Origin of the sequence: Lysinibacillus sp. 2017 (assembly GCF_003073375.1) — a bacterium.
Classification (GTDB): domain Bacteria; phylum Bacillota; class Bacilli; order Bacillales_A; family Planococcaceae; genus Solibacillus.
The window spans coordinates 1527450-1547618 of the sequence record NZ_CP029002.1; the positions used below are offsets into that span (position 1 = coordinate 1527450).

The window sequence follows — 20169 nt, forward strand, 5'->3', positions numbered from 1 at the left end:
GTGGTTAAAATGTGAAACGATAAGATATTGATTTATTATGCACAATTTTATATGAAAGTTATAAAGAAAACTATATAGCTGCAATGCAATGATTAAAAGAACTAGTAAACACTGTTAAATTCAAGTTTTGGTAACTTGTTTACTTAACGATGAATATCCGTGTTTTTTGATGGTACGACTTAAAAGGGGCGTGAAAATATAGTGGATACCTTCAATTGTTAAAAATATAATAAGGGAATTATTTTGTATTTAATAAGAAGAGATTTTTATTTTGAATTATTTTTGAAAAAGTATTGACCAATTAAATAATTTCGTGTATTATTTTATAAGTCGCCAAGAGATGCCGCGGCAAACGAAATTAAATGAACCTTGAAAACTGAACAAGCAACGTTAATGAAACAAAGCTTCTTAAATGAAGCAAAAATAGATATCAACTTTTAGTTGATACGCTAGCAAAGCAAATGAGCTTTCAAACTAACTATTATGGAGAGTTTGATCCTGGCTCAGGACGAACGCTGGCGGCATGCCTAATACATGCAAGTCGAGCGGACGAACTTTTGGTGCTTGCACTAAACTTTCGTTAGCGGCGGACGGGTGAGTAACACGTGGGTAACCTACCCTACAGACTGGGATAACTTCGGGAAACCGAGGCTAATACCGGATAATACTTGGAACTACATAGTTCCTTGTTGAAAGATGGTTTTGCTATCACTGTAAGATGGGCCCGCGGCGCATTAGCTAGTTGGTGAGGTAACGGCTCACCAAGGCAACGATGCGTAGCCGACCTGAGAGGGTGATCGGCCACACTGGGACTGAGACACGGCCCAGACTCCTACGGGAGGCAGCAGTAGGGAATCTTCCACAATGGGCGAAAGCCTGATGGAGCAATGCCGCGTGAGTGAAGAAGGATTTCGGTTCGTAAAACTCTGTTGCAAGGGAAGAACAAGTAGCGTAGTAACTGGCGCTACCTTGACGGTACCTTGTTAGAAAGCCACGGCTAACTACGTGCCAGCAGCCGCGGTAATACGTAGGTGGCAAGCGTTGTCCGGAATTATTGGGCGTAAAGCGCGCGCAGGTGGTTCCTTAAGTCTGATGTGAAAGCCCACGGCTCAACCGTGGAGGGTCATTGGAAACTGGGGAACTTGAGTGCAGAAGAGGATAGTGGAATTCCAAGTGTAGCGGTGAAATGCGTAGAGATTTGGAGGAACACCAGTGGCGAAGGCGACTATCTGGTCTGTAACTGACACTGAGGCGCGAAAGCGTGGGGAGCAAACAGGATTAGATACCCTGGTAGTCCACGCCGTAAACGATGAGTGCTAAGTGTTGGGGGGTTTCCGCCCCTCAGTGCTGCAGCTAACGCATTAAGCACTCCGCCTGGGGAGTACGGTCGCAAGACTGAAACTCAAAGGAATTGACGGGGGCCCGCACAAGCGGTGGAGCATGTGGTTTAATTCGAAGCAACGCGAAGAACCTTACCAGGTCTTGACATCCCATTGACCACTGTAGAGATACAGTTTTCCCTTCGGGGACAACGGTGACAGGTGGTGCATGGTTGTCGTCAGCTCGTGTCGTGAGATGTTGGGTTAAGTCCCGCAACGAGCGCAACCCTTGTTCTTAGTTGCCATCATTTAGTTGGGCACTCTAAGGAGACTGCCGGTGATAAACCGGAGGAAGGTGGGGATGACGTCAAATCATCATGCCCCTTATGACCTGGGCTACACACGTGCTACAATGGACGATACAAACGGTTGCCAACCCGCGAGGGGGAGCTAATCCGATAAAATCGTTCTCAGTTCGGATTGTAGGCTGCAACTCGCCTACATGAAGCCGGAATCGCTAGTAATCGTGGATCAGCATGCCACGGTGAATACGTTCCCGGGCCTTGTACACACCGCCCGTCACACCACGAGAGTTTGTAACACCCGAAGTCGGTGAGGTAACCCTTGTGGAGCCAGCCGCCGAAGGTGGGATAGATGATTGGGGTGAAGTCGTAACAAGGTAGCCGTATCGGAAGGTGCGGCTGGATCACCTCCTTTCTAAGGATTTTTCGGAATCATTCCTTCGGGGAATGAAACATTAACGTTTGCTGTTCAGTTTTGAAGGTTCATCGAAAGATGAAAAACTTCAAAAAAAATATTTGCTCCTTACGCTAGCGCTATTGTCGCAAAGCTGCATGAAGCAAATTCAGCGAAGCTTATTCACGATGTGATTGAAGTCAGCTGCTTTGTTCTTTGAAAACTGGATAAAACGACATTGAAAGCAATAAACAAATTTTCTATTAGTAATGATAGATCACAAACGTCAAGTAATTGACGTGCAAACTTAAATCTTGAACTTGTTCAAGTTTAACTAAACTTTTGGTTAAGTTAATAAGGGCGCACGGTGGATGCCTTGGCACTAGGAGTCGATGAAGGACGGCACTAACACCGATATGCCTCGGGGAGCTGTAAGTAAGCTTTGATCCGGGGATTTCCGAATGGGGGAACCCACTATCTTTAATCGGATAGTATCTACACGTGAATTCATAGCGTGATGAAGACAGACGCAGAGAACTGAAACATCTAAGTACCTGCAGGAACAGAAAGAAAATTCGATTCCCTGAGTAGCGGCGAGCGAAACGGGAAGAGCCCAAACCAAAGAGCTTGCTCTTTGGGGTTGTAGGACATTCTATACGGAGTTACAAAAGAATGAGCTAGACGAAGCGACTTGGAAAGGTCCGCGAAACAAGGTAAAAGCCCTGTAGTCAAAAGTTCATTCCCTCCAGAGTGTATCCTGAGTACGGCGGAACACGTGAAATTCCGTCGGAATCTGGGAGGACCATCTCCCAAGGCTAAATACTACCTAGTGACCGATAGTGAACCAGTACCGTGAGGGAAAGGTGAAAAGCACCCCGGAAGGGGAGTGAAATAGATCCTGAAACCGTGTGCCTACAAGTAGTTAGAGCCCGTTAATGGGTGATAGCGTGCCTTTTGTAGAATGAACCGGCGAGTTACGATTACGTGCGAGGTTAAGTTGAGAAGACGGAGCCGCAGCGAAAGCGAGTCTGAATAGGGCGAATTAGTACGTGGTCGTAGACCCGAAACCAGGTGATCTACCCATGTCCAGGGTGAAGGTGAGGTAACACTTACTGGAGGCCCGAACCCACGCATGTTGAAAAATGCGGGGATGAGGTGTGGGTAGCGGAGAAATTCCAATCGAACCTGGAGATAGCTGGTTCTCTCCGAAATAGCTTTAGGGCTAGCCTCGTGACCAGAGAATACTGGAGGTAGAGCACTGTTTGGACTAGGGGCCCATCTCGGGTTACCGAATTCAGACAAACTCCGAATGCCAGATATTTATACACGGGAGTCAGACTGCGAGTGATAAGATCCGTAGTCAAAAGGGAAACAGCCCAGACCACCAGCTAAGGTCCCAAAGTAATCGTTAAGTGGAAAAGGATGTGGCGTTGCTTAGACAACCAGGATGTTGGCTTAGAAGCAGCCATCATTTAAAGAGTGCGTAATAGCTCACTGGTCGAGTGACACTGCGCCGAAAATGTATCGGGGCTAAACGATTCACCGAAGCTGTGGATGCATCCGTATGGATGCGTGGTAGGAGAGCGTTCTAAGGGCGTTGAAGTCAGACCGGAAGGACTGGTGGAGCGCTTAGAAGTGAGAATGCCGGTATGAGTAGCGAAACATGGGTGAGAATCCCATGCACCGTATGACTAAGGTTTCCTGAGGAAGGCTCGTCCGCTCAGGGTTAGTCGGGACCTAAGCCGAGGCCGATAGGCGTAGGCGATGGACAACAGGTTGATATTCCTGTACCACCTCCTCACCGTTTGAGAAATGGGGGGACGCAGTAGGATAGGGTAAGCAGAGCGTTGGTTGTCTCTGTTCAAGCAGTAAGGCGTGTATGTAGGCAAATCCGCATACTTTAACGTTGAGCTGTGATGACGAGCTCGTATGAGCGAAGTTCCTGATTTCACGCTGCCAAGAAAAGCCTCTATCGAGGTGAGAGGTGCCCGTACCGCAAACCGACACAGGTAGTCGAGGAGAGAATCCTAAGGTGTGCGAGAGAACTCTCGTTAAGGAACTCGGCAAAATGACCCCGTAACTTCGGGAGAAGGGGTGCTCTTTAAGGTGAATAGCCATGAAGAGCCGCAGTGAATAGGCCCAGGCGACTGTTTAGCAAAAACACAGGTCTCTGCAAAACCGTAAGGTGACGTATAGGGGCTGACGCCTGCCCGGTGCTGGAAGGTTAAGAGGAGTGGTTAGCGCAAGCGAAGCTGCGAATTGAAGCCCCAGTAAACGGCGGCCGTAACTATAACGGTCCTAAGGTAGCGAAATTCCTTGTCGGGTAAGTTCCGACCCGCACGAAAGGCGTAACGATCTGGGCACTGTCTCAACGAGAGACTCGGTGAAATTATAGTACCTGTGAAGATGCAGGTTACCCGCGACAGGACGGAAAGACCCCGTGGAGCTTTACTGTAGCCTGATATTGAATTTTGGTACAACTTGTACAGGATAGGTAGGAGCCAGAGATTCCGGAGCGCCAGCTTCGGAGGAGGCGTCAGTGGGATACTACCCTGGTTGTATTGAACTTCTAACCCATACCCCTTAGCGGGGTAGGAGACAGTGTCAGGCGGACAGTTTGACTGGGGCGGTCGCCTCCTAAAGAGTAACGGAGGCGCCCAAAGGTTCCCTCAGAATGGTTGGAAATCATTCGAAGAGTGTAAAGGCATAAGGGAGCTTGACTGCGAGACCTACAAGTCGAGCAGGGTCGAAAGACGGGCTTAGTGATCCGGTGGTTCCGCATGGAAGGGCCATCGCTCAACGGATAAAAGCTACCCCGGGGATAACAGGCTTATCTCCCCCAAGAGTCCACATCGACGGGGAGGTTTGGCACCTCGATGTCGGCTCATCGCATCCTGGGGCTGTAGTCGGTCCCAAGGGTTGGGCTGTTCGCCCATTAAAGCGGTACGCGAGCTGGGTTCAGAACGTCGTGAGACAGTTCGGTCCCTATCCGTCGTGGGCGTAGGAAATTTGAGAGGAGCTGTCCTTAGTACGAGAGGACCGGGATGGACACACCGCTGGTGTACCAGTTGTTCTGCCAAGAGCATCGCTGGGTAGCTATGTGTGGACGGGATAAGTGCTGAAAGCATCTAAGCATGAAGCCCCCCTCAAGATGAGATTTCCCATTACGCAAGTAAGTAAGACCCCTGAAAGACGATCAGGTAGATAGGTTCGAGGTGGAAGTGTGGTGACACATGGAGCTGACGAATACTAATCGGTCGAGGACTTAACCACATTTTATTGCATAACTCAATGAAACGTTTATCCAGTTTTGAAAGAACAATTCTTTCTACATATACACGGATGTTCTTTAAATTAAAAGGAACGTCTACTAAGAGCGCCACGTCCTGTGGCAAAGTAGACGCCATGACATCCATGTCAAAGTGAAGTGATGATGGCAAAGAGGTCACACCTGTTCCCATACCGAACACAGAAGTTAAGCTCTTTAGCGCCGATGGTAGTTGGGGGTTTCCCCCTGTGAGAGTAGGACGTCGCTTCGCTTAATTTTTATAAAAAGTATAATGTATAAAGCTCTATTATGTCGGAGGGGTAGCGAAGTGGCTAAACGCGGCGGACTGTAAATCCGCTCCTTAGGGTTCGGCGGTTCGAATCCGCCCCCCTCCACCACTTTTTATAGGGGCATAGTTTAAAGGTAGAACTACGGTCTCCAAAACCGTCAGTGTGGGTTCAATTCCTACTGCCCCTGCCAATTTTTAAATAAACAATATAATAGTGGCGGTTGTGGCGAAGTGGTTAACGCACCGGATTGTGATTCCGGCATTCGTGGGTTCGATTCCCATCAGTCGCCCCATTTTTAATATAAAAAATTAAAAACTTTGGGGTATAGCCAAGCGGTAAGGCAACGGATTTTGATTCCGTCATGCCCTGGTTCGAATCCAGGTTCCCCAGCCATTTTTAGTGCCATTAGCTCAGTTGGTAGAGCATCTGACTTTTAATCAGAGGGTCGAAGGTTCGAGTCCTTCATGGCACACCAGTTTTATAATATGTCTGCTGCGGGTGTGGCGGAATTGGCAGACGCACTAGACTTAGGATCTAGCGCCGCAAGGCGTGGGGGTTCGACTCCCTTCACCCGCACCATTTTTAATTTTAAAATAATAGTTTAGCGCTCGTAGCTCAATTGGATAGAGCATCTGACTACGAATCAGAAGGTTGTAGGTTCAAGTCCTGTCGAGCGCACCATTTTACGGAATGTAGCTCAGCTTGGTAGAGCACTTGGTTTGGGACCAAGGGGTCGTAGGTTCGAATCCTGTCATTCCGATCACAAATGAGGCCTTAGCTCAGCTGGGAGAGCGCCTGCCTTGCACGCAGGAGGTCAGCGGTTCGATCCCGCTAGGCTCCACCATAAAGATTAACAAATAAAGATACTGGCGGTGTAGCTCAGTTGGCTAGAGCACTCGGTTCATACCCGAAAGGTCGTGGGTTCGACTCCCTCTGCCGCCACCAAATTTTTCAAAATAATAGTATTATCGCGGGGTGGAGCAGTGGTAGCTCGTCGGGCTCATAACCCGAAGGTCACAGGTTCAAGTCCTGTCCCCGCAACCAAACTTTTCAAAATAATAGTATTATCGCGGGGTGGAGCAGTGGTAGCTCGTCGGGCTCATAACCCGAAGGTCACAGGTTCAAGTCCTGTCCCCGCAACCAAACTTTTCAAAATAATAGATTATCGCGGGGTGGAGCAGTGGTAGCTCGTCGGGCTCATAACCCGAAGGTCACAGGTTCAAGTCCTGTCCCCGCAACCAAACTTTTCAAAATAATAGATTATCGCGGGGTGGAGCAGTGGTAGCTCGTCGGGCTCATAACCCGAAGGTCACAGGTTCAAGTCCTGTCCCCGCAACCAACTTTTCAAAATAATAGATTATCGCGGGGTGGAGCAGTGGTAGCTCGTCGGGCTCATAACCCGAAGGTCACAGGTTCAAGTCCTGTCCCCGCAACCAACTTTTCAAAATAATAGTATTATCGCGGGGTGGAGCAGTGGTAGCTCGTCGGGCTCATAACCCGAAGGTCACAGGTTCAAGTCCTGTCCCCGCAACCAAATGGTCCCGTGGTGTAGCGGTTAACATGCCTGCCTGTCACGCAGGAGATCGCCGGTTCGATCCCGGTCGGGACCGCCATTTGTGGGTTTGTAGCTCAGTTGGTAGAGCATTAGATTGAAGCTCTAAGTGTCGGCGGTTCGATTCCGTCCAAACCCACCATATGCGGGTGTAGTTTAATGGTAAAACCTCAGCCTTCCAAGCTGATGTCGTGAGTTCGATTCTCATCACCCGCTCCAAAATAGGGCCTATAGCTCAGCTGGTTAGAGCGCACGCCTGATAAGCGTGAGGTCGATGGTTCGAGTCCATTTAGGCCCATCATAGTATTTTTCCGAAGTAGCTCAGTTGGTAGAGCATCCGGCTGTTAACCGGCAGGTCGTAGGTTCGAGTCCTACCTTCGGAGCCATTGGCCCGTTGGTCAAGCGGTTAAGACACCGCCCTTTCACGGCGGTAACACGAGTTCGATTCTCGTACGGGTCATATATAAGTATGTAGCATATGCTGCATACTTTTTTTGTGTTTTATAAGGATTTGAATTTTTGGTAAAACAACTTTAACAGTTTCTGGCGAATTAGAAGCATTAAGGAAGGCAGAAACACAGCTTAATTTAATTTTATATAGATACTAATGCAGAATTAGGAGCAACTTATTCGCGGACCATGTGTGTATTTAAACCATAAGTTATATTAATCGACGCTACTTAATTTATCGATAATTTCTCCGTTTTTAAATATTAATATAATAAATAAAGTCTTCCAGCAAGCCTATTTCACGAGGGCGCTCATCCATTACTAAATCGACTCTCCAAACTTTTATACCTTTTTCAGCATCTTTTGAATAATGATATAATTGCAAAGTCTCCGTATCATATTCTGTATAAAGCTTAGGATTTGCATAACCTTCGTCTATAGCGGTTTGAATTGCTATTTCTTCAGCTTCTTTTGAAGTTATGATGCTATTGGAACGGCCATATAAATAGTTTCTGAGTATTAAAGTATATTCATAACATAACTGGCCAACGAACACATTGGTACAATTATGCTTATAACCAGCCCTCTCTATAACTAATCGATCGATCAATTGTATTAACAATAATTTTTTTTCCTATTGCTAGGGGAAACATAGGGTGTGTATGAGAACAATCAATATTGGCTAGAATCGGTATTTGTGTTCCATCTAATTGTTCTAGCAAGATATCTACGGGCTGCTTACCAGTGCCTAAATCGTCATATTGTTCATGCTTTCCAAGTAAAATACAATGTACTTTATCGAAAACTTCATGTAGTTTGAGCATAGCCATATTTTTTTCTACAATAGCCGCGTTTTTCATTGTGTCTTCAATTAATAAAATATCTCCTTGTTTTATTTTAGGGAAAAATGAAGTACCTATAAAGCCATACATCGCATTGTTATTACCGCCAATTAGACGTCCTTCGACAATGCCATCATAAATACTGATCCATTCATTTTTATATAAAGTTTTAGGCTTCTCAAAAGATAGCCAGTTGATCATTTCGTCTGACCAAAAGGGTGCTTTTTCGATTGTATAAGGTACAGAAGGTGAACAAAAAAATCTTTCGAAATAGTGATACGTATCGGAAACGAGTGGCTCAAATTCACCGAAAGATGGAATCAGAGCTGGCCCATAAAAAGTTGGAATATTTGTTTTGGCATATAAAGCCAATAAAATAGCTGTTGCATCAGAGTAGCCTACGATAATTTTTGGATTCTTTGCAAAAGCTTCGTAATCAAGGTATGGAAGCATACTATTCGAATTAGTACCACCGATTGATGACATAATCATTTTGACATTTGGATTACGAAGATGTGCATTTAATTCTTCTGCCCGTTCTTTGGGTGTACCGGACCGATACCCATCTTGTTTTCCAGTCAATGAACCTTCTACTAGATGAAACCCTTTATTTTCTAAATATTGCTTTCCACGTATGTATCGTTCTTTTTCCGTTGTTGTATCTGGAGAAGAAGGAGAAAAAATTCCAATGCAATCTCCAGGGTTTAAAGTTTGAAACATATATAATCACATCCTTTTAATGTTTATCAAATATTTTTGTTTATTTTAACGTTTAATGGTATTTTATGGGGATCGATTTACCTACGATCCCTGGCTTTAGCTCAAGATTCGAAAAATATCGTTTAAAAATAGTTCACTCTCCATGCTCTACCTCCGTAAACAACAAGTTTATTTATTATAGAAAGACTGTTTAATAAAATGGCAAAAACCATTTATTATGTGCACGATGATCGTGGATGTGATGTATTAGCGAGTAATAAAGGGACAATTATGCCACTTTATAATGACTACCGCGTGGGTTTTAGATTATGACCGAGAAACAATAGAGCGTGTTTTTGAATTAAAATAAATTGACTCCATGAATTGTGAAAGAGTGTGGAAATCTTTTGTGTCATATTAAAAATTAAATTTACTTTTTTGTTTGATTTTTTTTATTGAAGAACAAAAGACCACCTTGAATAAATAAAAATATGCCAATAAATTTCACTAGGATTTGTACTAAAATAGGAAGGTCGAAAACATATATGGTAAGTATTTTGGCACCGATTAAAAATAATAGTATGCCTAATAATTTTTTCAAGGTGATTCCCCTTTTTTGAAGCGACTTATTAATGTATTAATTCAACAAAAATCCTGATTTCCCTTCACAAATACTTTCATAGCAAGGTTTAGGAGCGTTATATGTATAAATCAACTAAGACATTAAAGACCCTTTTACTTATGATAAGGCTTTCCTCAACTTTTGTAATTACGCTTTTAAATAGGGAAATGCTTATTAAAAATCTTGGCAAAGTAAAAAAGTTTTCCGGCATAATTGGAGGTGAATTATTTGAAGGAATTTGAATAAGCATAGGTAAGGAACATGAATATTCGTTTAGGTACTAGACAAATGTTTTTTTATATTGTATACTAAGGTCAATGAGATAAGTTACAAAACAACAATAAATTCATCTATTACAAAGCGTATTAGTGTTTTATTTGGTGCTTTTTGTAATGTATGAATTTTTTTCTTTTTAGAAGAAATGTGATCTTATTAAATACGATCAATGGAGGTCATTTAAATGACACAAGGTACAGTAAAATGGTTTAACGCAGAAAAAGGTTTTGGTTTTATCGAAGTTGAAGGCGGAAACGACGTATTCGCTCACTTCTCAGCAATCCAAGGCGACGGTTTCAAATCTTTAGACGAAGGTCAAAAAGTTGAATTCGAAGTTGAAGACGGTCAACGTGGCCCACAAGCTACAAACATCGTAAAACTTTAATTTTAATGATGTAATCATAAAAGAGGTATCCTTTCATTAGGATGCCTCTTTTTTTATTGGTGTTATTTATTTTGGAACTTTCTGAATTTCGAAACGTTTTATTGGTAAACAGTTAAAAAGAGGGGATTTAATATGCAAAAATTCAATGCCATTATTTTAAGTTCAGTCATTGTTTTAACAGGTATTATCGTATTGTTATTATGTATATTTGTATTACCAAGTTTAGCGTTGGAAACTGCACGAATAAATCCGGAAGTTGCCTATCTACAATATCCGATTTTATTAGGAATGTATGCAACTGCGCTGCCATTTTTTTATGCGCTATACGAAACGATCATGATGATTCAAGTTACTGAGCGGGAATCCATTTTTTCAAATCACATTGTTCAAGGATTAAATACAATTAAACATTGTGCCTTTGTGATTATGGGGTTGTATGTTGTAGGATTTTCAATACTTGATTATGAAAATGCATTACCTCCATTAATCGCGGTTATGGGAATTTGTATTATTGTTATTACCATTTTGGTGGCGACAGGAGCCGCTTTTTTAAAAAATGTACTGTTAAAAAATCAGATCGAGATTATTTAATGAATGCAAGACCATTCCGAAAACTAAATGGAGTGGTCTTTTGTTTGCACTTTAATCCGACCTTATGTAAATCTTAGCTCTATTCACCAAACTCAAAAAACTTCTTCTTATAGCGATATAGCATATAGCTCGCATTTTTTACATAAAAGCCTTGTTGGATACTCGGTGCATCTTCTAACTCAACGCCAAGGGAAAAATCAAATCCCGGTCCAATGCCTAATTGACCAGGTATTATTACTTCTCCATTAGCATTATTTAAATTTAAGAGGCTTAAAAAGTTGCCTGATGAAACTTCACCATTTTTCTCTATTATTTGATTCGCAATGAGGATACCGCCGTTTCGCTGCATATTATTTTTCGTCGTAAAGCTAAAATAAATATCGTTTTCACGGTAAGCCACATTATCAAGTAAAATATCATTCCCTTCAATTGTAGCAACAACTTCCTGAATTATAATCTCCTCATCTTGCGCTTTTGGAATCCATTCTGGTTTCACAAAAATGTCTATCGGTACTTTCCGGTCTTGCAATATTAGATAATATTTTTGTTGTGAGAGTACTTGCTGTTCTAGTGCGTTATTTGAAAGCTGTGGGTTATACAAAAAAACACTAGCAAAAGCGACAACCAATAATATGAAACATATTGATATAACTTTTTTCATAAAAGCCTCCTTGTTGTCTCCAAAAATAAATATTTATCCTGAACAAACACCTCTGTTAAATTGTTTATTATATGCACCAATTTAAAATTTTAATAGGTTTATTTTAATTCTCAGCATGACTTAGCAAAGCGTTTTTTAACAAACAATTTTGGATAATTTTATGTCAAAATTTACTTTAAAAGAGGATAAGTTCAGGTTATGATTAACTTAATATTTCATCTTCCTACCAAAAATGCATAAGTAAGTAATTGTTGCTGTCGTTAGTGTTGAAAGTTAGTAAATGAGGACCGCATTGAAAATGGAGGAGATACGAGTGTAATTAAAACTACCTTTTGAATGAGTAATACAAGAAAGGGTAGTGAAGATGAAAAAATCATTTCATTTTTTATGGATTAGTCAATTATTTGCAAATTTAGGTGATGTATTTTATATTGTTGGATTAATTTCGATTTTATATCATGCAAGTGAGTCGGCGTTTATTATGGTGCTCTTACCATTTTTTAATATGGCCGGTCGCATGATGAGTAGTAGTATTGCGCCACTTCTGTTTAATCGTTACCGTTTAAAACAAGTACTTGTTATTTCCCAAGCATTAAAAACGGTTTTATTGTTGATTTTAGCAGTAGGTTCGCTTCAAACGTTATCATTTATATTCATGTTCATCATTGTGTTTGCTGTGGCATTGTTAGATGGGGTTGCACAACCAGCTAGTACTTCGCTAATTCCTCGTATCGTAGAAAAGTCGAGGTTATTGCGTGCTAATGGTATTTTATCGATGATTAATGAATCAACACAGCTCGGTGGATGGGCACTCGGTGGATTACTAGTTGCAGCTACAAATGGTAACATCATTATTTGGATTACATTGTTACTTTATATGATTTCTACTCTGTGTATAGTTTTCATTGTAGATCGAACACCATTTGAAAGAAAAATAACAGTTTCTAAAAAACATGAATTAAGTGAAGGCTTTAAAATTATTTGGAAAGATCATTCATTCCGAGCGATTCACGTCATGCTACTTCTTGAATCGATTGCCAATGTCGTTTGGGTCGCAGCTATAATGTATATTTTTGTAGCGAATGTTCTGCATGTATCTGAGGCATGGTGGGGATATTTGAATACCACTTTCTTCATTGGATTGGTTCTGGGTGGTTTTATTTGTACCAAATTCGAACAAGCTTTTATGAAAAAATTAAAGGGTATCGTGCTATTCTCTTCATTTGCAATGGCAATCGTGATGTTATCATTTGGATTAAATCAAGTTGCCATAGTTGCGCTTTTATTAAGTCTATTATTCGGTGTTTTTGATCAGTTCAAAGGTATTCTACTGGGCACGTGGCTGCAATTAAAAGCATCCGACGAACAGCTTGTAATAGTTTATAGTGCACAAGGTGTATTAACTTCTCTGTTATTCGCACTCGCTACATTACTAGCAGGAGCGTTAGCAAGTATTTTCCCTGTCCAGTGGCTTTTTATAGGAGCAGGGCTACTACTACTTGTGTCTGCAATTTATTTTAGTTATGTACAAAAGAGATTTAAATAATTGAACCAGTAAAAGACCTCATAATTTTGAAATGAGGTCTTTTATTCATTAATAAAGAATCTACTATTCATAGAAGAGATGAAGGAGAAATATTATCAATTGTCGAACTATGTTTGTGGAAGAAATATTATATTTTTAGGAGGATACTATGGGGTATATTGAAGATTTACGTAAAGTCGTTGGCAATCAACCGCTTATACTAGTTGGAGTTGCGGTTGCTGTAGTAAATGAAATAGGCGAATTATTATTACAAAAACGAATTGATGGACAATGGGGCGTTCCAGGTGGATTTATTGAATTAGGCGAATCTACTGAAGAAGCAGGGAGAAGAGAAGTTTTAGAAGAAACAGGAATTGAACTTGGTAAACTTGATTTAATCGGTGTATTTTCAGGTAAGCAGCATTTTGTTAAGTTACCAAATGGTGATGAATTCTATCCTGTTACTATTGCATATATCTCAAAAGAAATTAAAGGCGGAGTTCTTAAAGCAGATGGTCAAGAAACGACTGAAGCAAAGTTCTTTAAAGTAAATGAATTACCAGAAGGACTTAATCCAATGATAAAAAACCTTATTAAACAATTTTTCGTCTCCGTTTAATGGTTAATTTGGCTCGGTCATTTGTTTCTTCTTCAACTAAAGGAAGGACAGTACTATAAGGTAATGAATTTTTTAGGTAAAGTATAGAGGGGGATTTTGAATGGATTGGTTATGGGCTTGGTTTGCGTTTTCCCTTGCTGCTGGAGCATTTTATAACTCCGATCAAGTAAAAAAAGAGAATCGAAAGTTGAGAGAAAGAATTGAAAAATTAGAAGAAGAAGTAAATAAATTCAGCTAACGGGTGCTTATGTAATTGGATTCATGAAAGAAGCATTTTTTAACCATAGTATAAGCTATTCATTCAAAATAACCTCGATACTAACAAAAAGCTTGAAATATACGCTAAGGAAATGTATTTTACATATATCAAGGAAGGAGCGAAAAATATGAAGTATATAATGGGTTTGTATCTAGTTATGATAATAATGGTAGCTGTTAATTTGACAAGCGAATTTATTTTTAAAGGTGATTATTCAGCAATTGCAAGTTGGGGTACCGTTATACTGTTTCTATTAGGGACTATATTTTTTGCAAATGCAAGATATTTTCTATCTAAAAAGGCTGACATTCCTAAATAATATTTAAATGCATACTAAGGTATAAAAATTGCTTTAAAGCTAGTGGGTAAATAGCCCAAAAAGTGCCGATATAAGCTAAAAGGAGTGTTTAAATGGAGTTAGTGTTTATTCGCCACGGTGAAGGAGAACATACATTAGATATACCTAGCAGCCTATATATAGAAGATCCGTCATTAACTGCTAAAGGGATTGAACAAGCAAAACTTTTAAGAAATCAAATTCCTTTAAACAATAAAGATATTATTTTTATAAGCCCTATTAGAAGAGCGTTAGAAACAGCATTCATTTGGAGTAAAAATATAGACTGTCGTAAGATTGTAAGCCCATTAGTGTCTCCTAAAATATTTCCCATTCGTCCAAGTTGTAGCACATTACCTTGTGATAAAATAATTGATTTAGAAGTAATTTTATATTTTTATCCAACATTTGAAATTGATAAAAAAGCCTCTGGAAATATATGGACTGAGGGCATAAATACTTTACCTGAAGAACAATTTACAAAACTTGCTGAAGAATTCATAGTAAATTGTAAGCGACTACAAAAGGAAAAGATATATATCGTGTCACATGATGGTACGATTACTTCCTATCGCCAAATGATTTCTGGTCAAAGACTCACAAGAAAAGATTTCCTACAAGAAACAGATTGGTTTCAAATTACTTGTTGAACCAATGAGTGATTTAGTTCAACAAATAACTCCTTCGCACCAAATTATAAACGGTATAGTAATTCCAAATAATGGAGGTTGGGGATGAAGAAAATTATTGGATTTAATTTACTATTTTGTTTATTAGTTATTGTTGTTTGTAATTACTATTATGATTCTAAATCAAAACAAACGATTGCTTATTTTCATGCGGAAAACTATATTGAAACAAATTATAATATTGATAAGGAAAACTTAAAGCCTGGAAAAATTGATTATTACAGAGGGCTAGGTTTATTCGGAGTTGAAGTAGTAAACACCACAACAAAAACAAACTACTTTTTTGAAGTAGATATCAGTGATGACTATTCATTACTTTATATCCATACAGAATCTTAAGTACATCCGAAAATCAGATAACCCTTCCATTTGTCCAAACACCGATTTGTGCCCATAAAAATATTATGGGGGGCTTATATTAGTTCCAATGAGACGGTATTTGGATATGTAGAGGCAATAGAGTGTTCGCATTTCCTTTTGCCGAATTGATATGCATTTGAGTTAAAAACATACTTGTAGAAAGATTTGCATTACTTAATCGTGTATTTCATATCAGCAGCAATCAAATATGCACATTTAAAGTTTACACCTCTTAAATCTTTGCTTAAGTTTTTACCTATCCAAAGGATTAAAAGTTATTTTCATCAGTAATGAACTAATTTCCCATTATTTCAAAAAACCTCTGATTGTTAACTAAATTGACCAATTATATCTATGAACTTTCCAGTGTGTTCATCCATTACAATACTTGATTCACCATCAGCATATTTAATTGTAACTGCCCACTGCATTCGATTTGTTAATTCATTCCAAAACCCGCGTTTTTGTTGAAGTTCTACACGAATATTCTCCTCTGGAAGATCGTCTAATCCATCAAATGAAATTGAATTTCCCCATTCCTCTGGAGGATTTAATAAATAGTTTTCTGCATTAATTATCGCTTCGTGTCTACTAATAAGGGGCGTTTTATAAAAGTACATAAAACAGATTACTAGGATAGCGACAAAAACGAGGCCCATTTTTTTTCATAAAGTACCCCCTAAAATAAATGATTGTTTAAATAATTCTATAATGAATGATTACGTAAATCGATTATAATTCAAATTTCTATGTATTCACAAACTTTACAATTTTGAATGTTTTTTTAGAATTTTCATATATACCGGTGCTAACATAACCTGTAAACTTTACAGTGTAGTAATAAAAGAAGGGGTGGTTACGTTTTGAAAAAAATTAAAGCGTTTACATTATTGATTAGTCTGACTATTTTATCGGTTGTTTTTTTAGCTGCATGTTCAGATGACTCAGATTCATCATCAGGTGATAAAAATGTCTTAACAGTTTACTCGGCTCGTAGTGAAAATTTAAACAACCTTGTCATATCTAACTTTGAAAAAGAAACGGGTATTAAGGTTGAATTAATTGTTGCAGGTACAGGGGAACTTTTAAAACGTGTGGAATCAGAAAAGAACAATCCACTAGGCGATGTACTGTGGGCAGCTGACGAAACGATGTTATCTACTTCAAAAGAATTCTTTGAGCAATATGTATCTCCGGAAGATAAAAATATGATTGAGCAATTCCGCAATAAATCTGGTTACTTTACACCAGCGTTTTCTGACCCAACTGTATTAATTGTTAATACAGATTTAATTGGAGACAAAAAAATGGACAGCTTTGAAGATTTATTAAATCCTGAACTAAAAGGAAAAATTGCTTTTGGTGACCCAGTTAACTCAAGCTCTGCATTCCAATCATTAGCAGCAATGCTTTATGCAATGGGCGATGGAGACCCAATGAGTGACAAAGCATGGGATTTCGTAGAAAAATTCATTAAAAATCTAGATGGAAAAATGATTGCCAGCTCAGGACAATTACACAAAAGTGTAGCAGACGGGGAATACCCAGTTGGCTTAACTTGGGAAGATCCTGTAGTCAATTACATTAATAATGGCGCGCCAGTAGAAGTAGTATTCCCAACTGAAGGAGCTATTTTCCCAGGGGAGTCTGTACAAATTGTTAAAAATGCGAAAAACTTAGAAAATGCGAAGAAATTTGTAGACTTCATGATTTCAGAAGATATTCAAACGCAAGTAGGCCAAGAATTAACAGTGCGTCCATTACGTGATGGCGTAGAATTGGCTTCTTATATGACACCAACAGAATCCATCAAAATTGCCAAAAATTACGAAGAGAGCTGGGTAGCTGAAAATAAAGATGCAATTACAGCGAAATTTACAGATTACCTAGAACGTTCAATGGACTAAACAATTTATAGAGGCAGTTTTTCAGGTGTGTTTGAAAAACTAGCCTCTTATTTTAATAGGAGGAACTACAATGAGTGTAACAATCAAGGTGAACGATGTAGTTAAAAAGTTTGAAGAAAAAACGATTATCAATCAATTAAACTTAACAATTCAACCAGGTGAGTTGTTCACACTGCTAGGTCCTTCAGGCTGTGGGAAAACGACGTTACTACGTATGATAATCGGTTTTAACTCAATCGATGGTGGAACGATTGAAGTCAATGAAAAAGTGATTAATAACATTCCTGTAAACAAACGAAATATGGGTATGGTGTTTCAAAATTATGCGATTTTCCCACATATGAATGTTCGTGAAAACATTGCATTCGGTCTTAAAAATAAAAAAATTTCAAAAGATGAAATGAATGCCCGTCTTGATGAAATTATTCAAACAGTAAAGTTAAATGAATATGAAAACCGTATGCCTGAGAAATTATCAGGTGGTCAACAGCAACGTGTAGCGCTTGCCCGTGCGATTGTTATTCACCCTGAAGTGCTATTAATGGATGAACCGCTTTCAAATCTTGATGCGAAGCTACGTATTGATATGCGTAATGCTATTCGTGAAATTCAACAAGAGGTCGGTATTACGACAGTTTATGTTACACATGATCAAGAAGAAGCGCTAGCGATTTCAGATCGTATTGCAGTAATGAATGAGGGTGTGATTCAACAAGTAGGCTCGCCACAAGAAATTTATGATCACCCGTCAAATTTATTTGTGGCCAATTTTATCGGTACATCGAATACAATTCATGGAAAGCTTGTAGAAGGTGGTACACTTCAATTTAATAATTCGTATCAAATTCAGTTAGCAAACTGTCCAGTTAAAAATCAAGATGTATTAGTTTCTGTTCGTCCAAATGATTTAACAATTAATCAAGAGGGGCGCGGTATTAAAGGAGCGATTACAAAAAGTATTTTTTTAGGAATGTATACGACGTATTTTATCGAATTAGAAAATGGCGATGAAATTGAAGTTGTAGAATTCAATGAGAAATCGGATATTTTACCAAAAGACACTGTTGTTTACTTAACGGTAAATGAAAAGAAAGTAAATATTTATGACGTAAATTCGAAGGAGAATCTTTTAAGAGGAGGCGAGACGCTTGAATGAATCTGCTAAAAAGAAATTTACCACATGGAATACGATTACTCTTGTTATTTTAGCCGTATTTATTTTATTTATTATCTTCCCCTTATTTCTAGTTTTAAAGAAAAGCTTTTTTGACACAGGCACTGGCGATTTTACACTTGGCTACATAACGAAGTTTTTTGACCGTAAATTTTATTGGATAACGTTAGTAAACAGTATCAAAGTAACATTTGTAACAACATTACTTGCGTTATTAATTGGTTTACCAATTGCCTATATGATGCGTAAAATTCGCATTTTCGGGTCAGGTGTATTAGAAATTGTCATTATTATTTCTTATTTATCACCTCCGTTTATCGGTGCTTATGCATGGATTCAATTATTAGGGCGTGGTGGTAAGGTAACGCAATTTTTGAATGATCTCTTTAATGTTCAGTTAAATGGGATATACGGATTTTGGGGAATTGTCTTAGTTATGACATTACAATCGTTTCCACTTGTGTATATATACATTTCAGGGGCATTGAAAAATTTAGATAACTCTTTAAATGAAGCAGCAGAAAGTTTAGGTTACTCAAGCTTCCAACGATTATACAATATTATTTTACCGCTGATTATGCCAACTGTACTTGCCAGTGGATTACTAGTATTCATGCGCGTTATTGCAGACTTTGGTACACCAATGCTTATTGGTGAAGGTTATCGTACTATGCCCGTATTAATTTATACGCAATTTATGAGTGAAGTTGGCGGGGATGATGGATTTGCTGCCGCTTTATGTTTAATTATCATCGTCATCACAATGGCATTATTTATGCTGCAACGCGTATTGGCAAAGCGTTATTCTTATTCGATGTCAGCACTTAAACCAATGACAAGAGTAACAGAAAAAAATATGAAAGGATTTTTAGCGCACATACTTGTATACTCTACGGTATTATTAGCAATAATTCCTCAGCTCGTAGTTATTTTAACGTCATTCTTAAAAACTTCAGGTGGTGCCGTATTTAGCGGTGGCTTCTCACTGGAAAGTTATAAAAATATTTTGCTAGGGAAGAATAATTTTGTTATTTTGAATACGTATTTAATCGGTATTATCGCGATAATTATTATCGTCGTATTAGGTATATTAATATCTTATTTAACGGTACGTAAACGTAGTAAAGCAACGGCTTTATTAGATATTACGTCGATGTTTCCGTTTATCATCCCAGGCTCTGTTCTCGGGATTGCATACTTATTCGCGTTTAGCGAAAAGCCTTTATTATTAAGTGGCACTATGTTTATAATGATAATAGCTTTTGCAATTCGTCGTATGCCTTATACGATTCGTTCTTCTACAGCGATTATTAGTCAAATTAGTCCAAGTATTGAAGAAGCAGCGATTAGTTTAGGAGCATCAGACAGGAAAGCATTCACAAAAGTAATTATTCCTATGATGATGCCTGGTGTTATTGCCGGTGCCATTATGAGTTGGATTACGGTAATAAGTGAATTAAGTGCATCAATTATTTTATATACGAGTGGCACACAAACTTTAACCGTATCGATTTATACAGAGGTTATCCGCGGGAACTATGGTAATGCCTCCGCGTATTCAACTATTTTGACATTAACTTCAATTATCTCATTATTAATTTTCTTCAAAGTAACAGGTAAAAAAGAAATTACTATGTAATATAGGGTG

At 39.1% G+C, this 20169-nt stretch carries 17 protein-coding genes, 22 tRNA genes and 3 rRNA genes; 37 read left to right on the plus strand and 5 right to left on the minus strand.

All coding sequences use genetic code 11. From position 1 onward, the window contains the following. Window positions 1–480: 480 nt before the first annotated feature. From DCE79_RS07070 to DCE79_RS07190, 25 genes are all read left to right on the plus strand, one after another. Window positions 481–2036, plus strand: a 16S ribosomal RNA gene (locus DCE79_RS07070). A gap of 323 nt (window positions 2037–2359) precedes the next feature. Next, a 23S ribosomal RNA gene (locus DCE79_RS07075) occupies window positions 2360–5288 on the plus strand. Between the two features lie 150 nt (window positions 5289–5438). Beyond that, a 5S ribosomal RNA gene (gene rrf / locus DCE79_RS07080) occupies window positions 5439–5554 on the plus strand. The 16S, 23S and 5S rRNA genes sit together here with 22 tRNA genes alongside, the layout of an rRNA operon. A 43-nt stretch (window positions 5555–5597) precedes the next feature. Beyond that, a tRNA-Tyr gene (locus tag DCE79_RS07085) sits at window positions 5598–5681 on the plus strand. A gap of 8 nt (window positions 5682–5689) precedes the next feature. Further along, window positions 5690–5763 (plus strand) — tRNA-Trp (locus tag DCE79_RS07090). Window positions 5764–5789: 26 nt separating this feature from the next. After that, window positions 5790–5865 (plus strand) — tRNA-His (locus DCE79_RS07095). Window positions 5866–5891: 26 nt separating this feature from the next. Beyond that, a tRNA-Gln gene (locus DCE79_RS07100) sits at window positions 5892–5966 on the plus strand. A gap of 6 nt (window positions 5967–5972) precedes the next feature. Next, window positions 5973–6048, plus strand: a tRNA-Lys gene (locus DCE79_RS07105). Between the two features lie 19 nt (window positions 6049–6067). After that, window positions 6068–6152 (plus strand) — tRNA-Leu (locus tag DCE79_RS07110). Between the two features lie 25 nt (window positions 6153–6177). Continuing rightward, window positions 6178–6254: transfer RNA gene (locus DCE79_RS07115), tRNA-Arg, on the plus strand. Window positions 6255–6259: 5 nt separating this feature from the next. After that, window positions 6260–6333: transfer RNA gene (locus DCE79_RS07120), tRNA-Pro, on the plus strand. A gap of 8 nt (window positions 6334–6341) precedes the next feature. Beyond that, window positions 6342–6417, plus strand: a tRNA-Ala gene (locus DCE79_RS07125). A gap of 24 nt (window positions 6418–6441) precedes the next feature. Continuing rightward, window positions 6442–6518, plus strand: a tRNA-Met gene (locus DCE79_RS07130). Between the two features lie 24 nt (window positions 6519–6542). Continuing rightward, window positions 6543–6617: transfer RNA gene (locus DCE79_RS07135), tRNA-Met, on the plus strand. A gap of 24 nt (window positions 6618–6641) precedes the next feature. Continuing rightward, window positions 6642–6716, plus strand: a tRNA-Met gene (locus DCE79_RS07140). Window positions 6717–6739: 23 nt separating this feature from the next. Beyond that, window positions 6740–6814: transfer RNA gene (locus DCE79_RS07145), tRNA-Met, on the plus strand. A gap of 23 nt (window positions 6815–6837) precedes the next feature. Further along, a tRNA-Met gene (locus DCE79_RS07150) sits at window positions 6838–6912 on the plus strand. A gap of 22 nt (window positions 6913–6934) precedes the next feature. After that, a tRNA-Met gene (locus tag DCE79_RS07155) sits at window positions 6935–7009 on the plus strand. Window positions 7010–7032: 23 nt separating this feature from the next. Further along, window positions 7033–7107 (plus strand) — tRNA-Met (locus tag DCE79_RS07160). Window positions 7108–7110: 3 nt separating this feature from the next. After that, window positions 7111–7186 (plus strand) — tRNA-Asp (locus DCE79_RS07165). A gap of 5 nt (window positions 7187–7191) precedes the next feature. Then, window positions 7192–7267, plus strand: a tRNA-Phe gene (locus tag DCE79_RS07170). A 3-nt stretch (window positions 7268–7270) separates the two neighbouring features. Continuing rightward, window positions 7271–7344, plus strand: a tRNA-Gly gene (locus DCE79_RS07175). Window positions 7345–7349: 5 nt separating this feature from the next. Next, a tRNA-Ile gene (locus tag DCE79_RS07180) sits at window positions 7350–7423 on the plus strand. 12 nt (window positions 7424–7435) lie between these two features. Beyond that, a tRNA-Asn gene (locus DCE79_RS07185) sits at window positions 7436–7511 on the plus strand. Window positions 7512–7513: 2 nt separating this feature from the next. Beyond that, window positions 7514–7585, plus strand: a tRNA-Glu gene (locus DCE79_RS07190). 246 nt (window positions 7586–7831) lie between these two features. Here DCE79_RS07190 and DCE79_RS07195 read toward each other — a convergent pair. Together DCE79_RS07195 and DCE79_RS07200 are read right to left on the minus strand one after the other, a co-directional pair. Further along, complete coding sequence (locus DCE79_RS07195) at window positions 7832–8131, minus strand: hypothetical protein (protein ID WP_108712403.1); 300 nt, start codon at window positions 8129–8131, stop codon at window positions 7832–7834. 16 nt (window positions 8132–8147) lie between these two features. Further along, window positions 8148–9137, minus strand: a complete 990-nt coding sequence (locus tag DCE79_RS07200; protein WP_108712404.1) for a S66 family peptidase — start codon at window positions 9135–9137, stop codon at window positions 8148–8150. A 198-nt stretch (window positions 9138–9335) separates the two neighbouring features. Between DCE79_RS07200 and DCE79_RS18950 the strand changes: the two genes are divergently transcribed. Next, on the plus strand, window positions 9336–9449 hold the full coding sequence (locus DCE79_RS18950) for a DUF3885 domain-containing protein (protein ID WP_108712405.1): 114 nt from the start codon (window positions 9336–9338) through the stop codon (window positions 9447–9449). 97 nt (window positions 9450–9546) lie between these two features. Here the strand turns inward: DCE79_RS18950 and DCE79_RS18610 are convergent, their stop codons facing one another. Continuing rightward, window positions 9547–9717: a hypothetical protein gene (locus tag DCE79_RS18610; protein WP_168214710.1), complete on the minus strand. Its 171-nt coding sequence runs from the start codon at window positions 9715–9717 to the stop codon at window positions 9547–9549. Between the two features lie 481 nt (window positions 9718–10198). Between DCE79_RS18610 and DCE79_RS07210 the strand changes: the two genes are divergently transcribed. Both DCE79_RS07210 and DCE79_RS07215 read left to right on the plus strand, forming a co-directional pair. After that, a complete protein-coding gene (locus DCE79_RS07210) occupies window positions 10199–10399 on the plus strand; it encodes a cold-shock protein (protein WP_108712406.1) in 201 nt (66 codons plus the stop codon). 132 nt (window positions 10400–10531) lie between these two features. Beyond that, window positions 10532–10990 carry a DUF2975 domain-containing protein gene (locus DCE79_RS07215; protein WP_108712407.1) on the plus strand — a complete coding sequence of 153 codons (459 nt, stop codon included), beginning with the start codon at window positions 10532–10534 and terminating at the stop codon, window positions 10988–10990. Window positions 10991–11069: 79 nt separating this feature from the next. Here the strand turns inward: DCE79_RS07215 and DCE79_RS07220 are convergent, their stop codons facing one another. After that, window positions 11070–11651: a hypothetical protein gene (locus tag DCE79_RS07220; protein WP_108712408.1), complete on the minus strand. Its 582-nt coding sequence runs from the start codon at window positions 11649–11651 to the stop codon at window positions 11070–11072. A 364-nt stretch (window positions 11652–12015) separates the two neighbouring features. On the opposite strand from DCE79_RS07220, the gene DCE79_RS07225 reads away from it, so the two are divergent. From DCE79_RS07225 to DCE79_RS07245, 6 genes are all read left to right on the plus strand, one after another. After that, a complete protein-coding gene (locus tag DCE79_RS07225) occupies window positions 12016–13197 on the plus strand; it encodes an MFS transporter (protein WP_108712409.1) in 1182 nt (393 codons plus the stop codon). Window positions 13198–13345: 148 nt separating this feature from the next. Further along, a complete protein-coding gene (locus DCE79_RS07230) occupies window positions 13346–13795 on the plus strand; it encodes an NUDIX hydrolase (protein WP_108712410.1) in 450 nt (149 codons plus the stop codon). 100 nt (window positions 13796–13895) lie between these two features. Then, on the plus strand, window positions 13896–14033 hold the full coding sequence (locus DCE79_RS18465; protein ID WP_159083064.1) for a hypothetical protein: 138 nt from the start codon (window positions 13896–13898) through the stop codon (window positions 14031–14033). Window positions 14034–14181: 148 nt separating this feature from the next. Beyond that, on the plus strand, window positions 14182–14373 hold the full coding sequence (locus tag DCE79_RS07235; protein ID WP_108712411.1) for a hypothetical protein: 192 nt from the start codon (window positions 14182–14184) through the stop codon (window positions 14371–14373). Between the two features lie 92 nt (window positions 14374–14465). After that, window positions 14466–15041: a phosphoglycerate mutase family protein gene (locus DCE79_RS07240; RefSeq protein WP_108712412.1), complete on the plus strand. Its 576-nt coding sequence runs from the start codon at window positions 14466–14468 to the stop codon at window positions 15039–15041. Window positions 15042–15125: 84 nt separating this feature from the next. Further along, entirely contained in the window at window positions 15126–15419 is a 294-nt protein-coding gene (locus DCE79_RS07245) for a histidine kinase (RefSeq protein ID WP_108712413.1), read from the plus strand. A gap of 350 nt (window positions 15420–15769) precedes the next feature. On the opposite strand, the gene DCE79_RS07250 is transcribed toward DCE79_RS07245, so the two are convergent. After that, window positions 15770–16060, minus strand: a complete 291-nt coding sequence (locus DCE79_RS07250) for a hypothetical protein (RefSeq protein ID WP_135841917.1) — start codon at window positions 16058–16060, stop codon at window positions 15770–15772. Between the two features lie 243 nt (window positions 16061–16303). Between DCE79_RS07250 and DCE79_RS07255 the strand changes: the two genes are divergently transcribed. The 3 genes from DCE79_RS07255 to DCE79_RS07265 all read left to right on the plus strand — a co-directional run bounded on the left by DCE79_RS07255 (window position 16304) and on the right by DCE79_RS07265 (window position 20160). Continuing rightward, window positions 16304–17347 (plus strand): extracellular solute-binding protein, encoded by a 1044-nt coding sequence (locus tag DCE79_RS07255; RefSeq protein WP_234417356.1) that lies wholly within the window; start codon window positions 16304–16306, stop codon window positions 17345–17347. A 70-nt stretch (window positions 17348–17417) separates the two neighbouring features. Further along, complete coding sequence (locus tag DCE79_RS07260) at window positions 17418–18503, plus strand: ABC transporter ATP-binding protein (protein WP_108712415.1); 1086 nt, start codon at window positions 17418–17420, stop codon at window positions 18501–18503. Further along, a complete protein-coding gene (locus tag DCE79_RS07265; protein WP_108712416.1) occupies window positions 18496–20160 on the plus strand; it encodes an ABC transporter permease in 1665 nt (554 codons plus the stop codon). Before DCE79_RS07260 ends, DCE79_RS07265 begins: the two co-directional genes overlap by 8 nt. Window positions 20161–20169: the final 9 nt, after the last annotated feature.

Bases quoted from the DNA above. Each gene is read 5' to 3' on its own strand.
- DCE79_RS07200 (WP_108712404.1), bottom strand. From the start codon at position 9,137: ATGTTTCAAACTTTAAACCCTGGAGATTGCATTGGAATTTTTTCTCCT.
- DCE79_RS18950 (WP_108712405.1), top strand. From the start codon at position 9,336: ATGGCAAAAACCATTTATTATGTGCACGATGATCGTGGATGTGATGTA.
- DCE79_RS07210 (WP_108712406.1), top strand. From the start codon at position 10,199: ATGACACAAGGTACAGTAAAATGGTTTAACGCAGAAAAAGGTTTTGGT.
- DCE79_RS07215 (WP_108712407.1), top strand. From the start codon at position 10,532: ATGCAAAAATTCAATGCCATTATTTTAAGTTCAGTCATTGTTTTAACA.
- DCE79_RS07220 (WP_108712408.1), bottom strand. From the start codon at position 11,651: ATGAAAAAAGTTATATCAATATGTTTCATATTATTGGTTGTCGCTTTT.
- DCE79_RS07225 (WP_108712409.1), top strand. From the start codon at position 12,016: ATGAAAAAATCATTTCATTTTTTATGGATTAGTCAATTATTTGCAAAT.
- DCE79_RS07230 (WP_108712410.1), top strand. From the start codon at position 13,346: ATGGGGTATATTGAAGATTTACGTAAAGTCGTTGGCAATCAACCGCTT.
- DCE79_RS18465 (WP_159083064.1), top strand. From the start codon at position 13,896: ATGGATTGGTTATGGGCTTGGTTTGCGTTTTCCCTTGCTGCTGGAGCA.
- DCE79_RS07235 (WP_108712411.1), top strand. From the start codon at position 14,182: ATGAAGTATATAATGGGTTTGTATCTAGTTATGATAATAATGGTAGCT.
- DCE79_RS07240 (WP_108712412.1), top strand. From the start codon at position 14,466: ATGGAGTTAGTGTTTATTCGCCACGGTGAAGGAGAACATACATTAGAT.
- DCE79_RS07245 (WP_108712413.1), top strand. From the start codon at position 15,126: ATGAAGAAAATTATTGGATTTAATTTACTATTTTGTTTATTAGTTATT.
- DCE79_RS07250 (WP_135841917.1), bottom strand. From the start codon at position 16,060: ATGTACTTTTATAAAACGCCCCTTATTAGTAGACACGAAGCGATAATT.
- DCE79_RS07260 (WP_108712415.1), top strand. From the start codon at position 17,418: ATGAGTGTAACAATCAAGGTGAACGATGTAGTTAAAAAGTTTGAAGAA.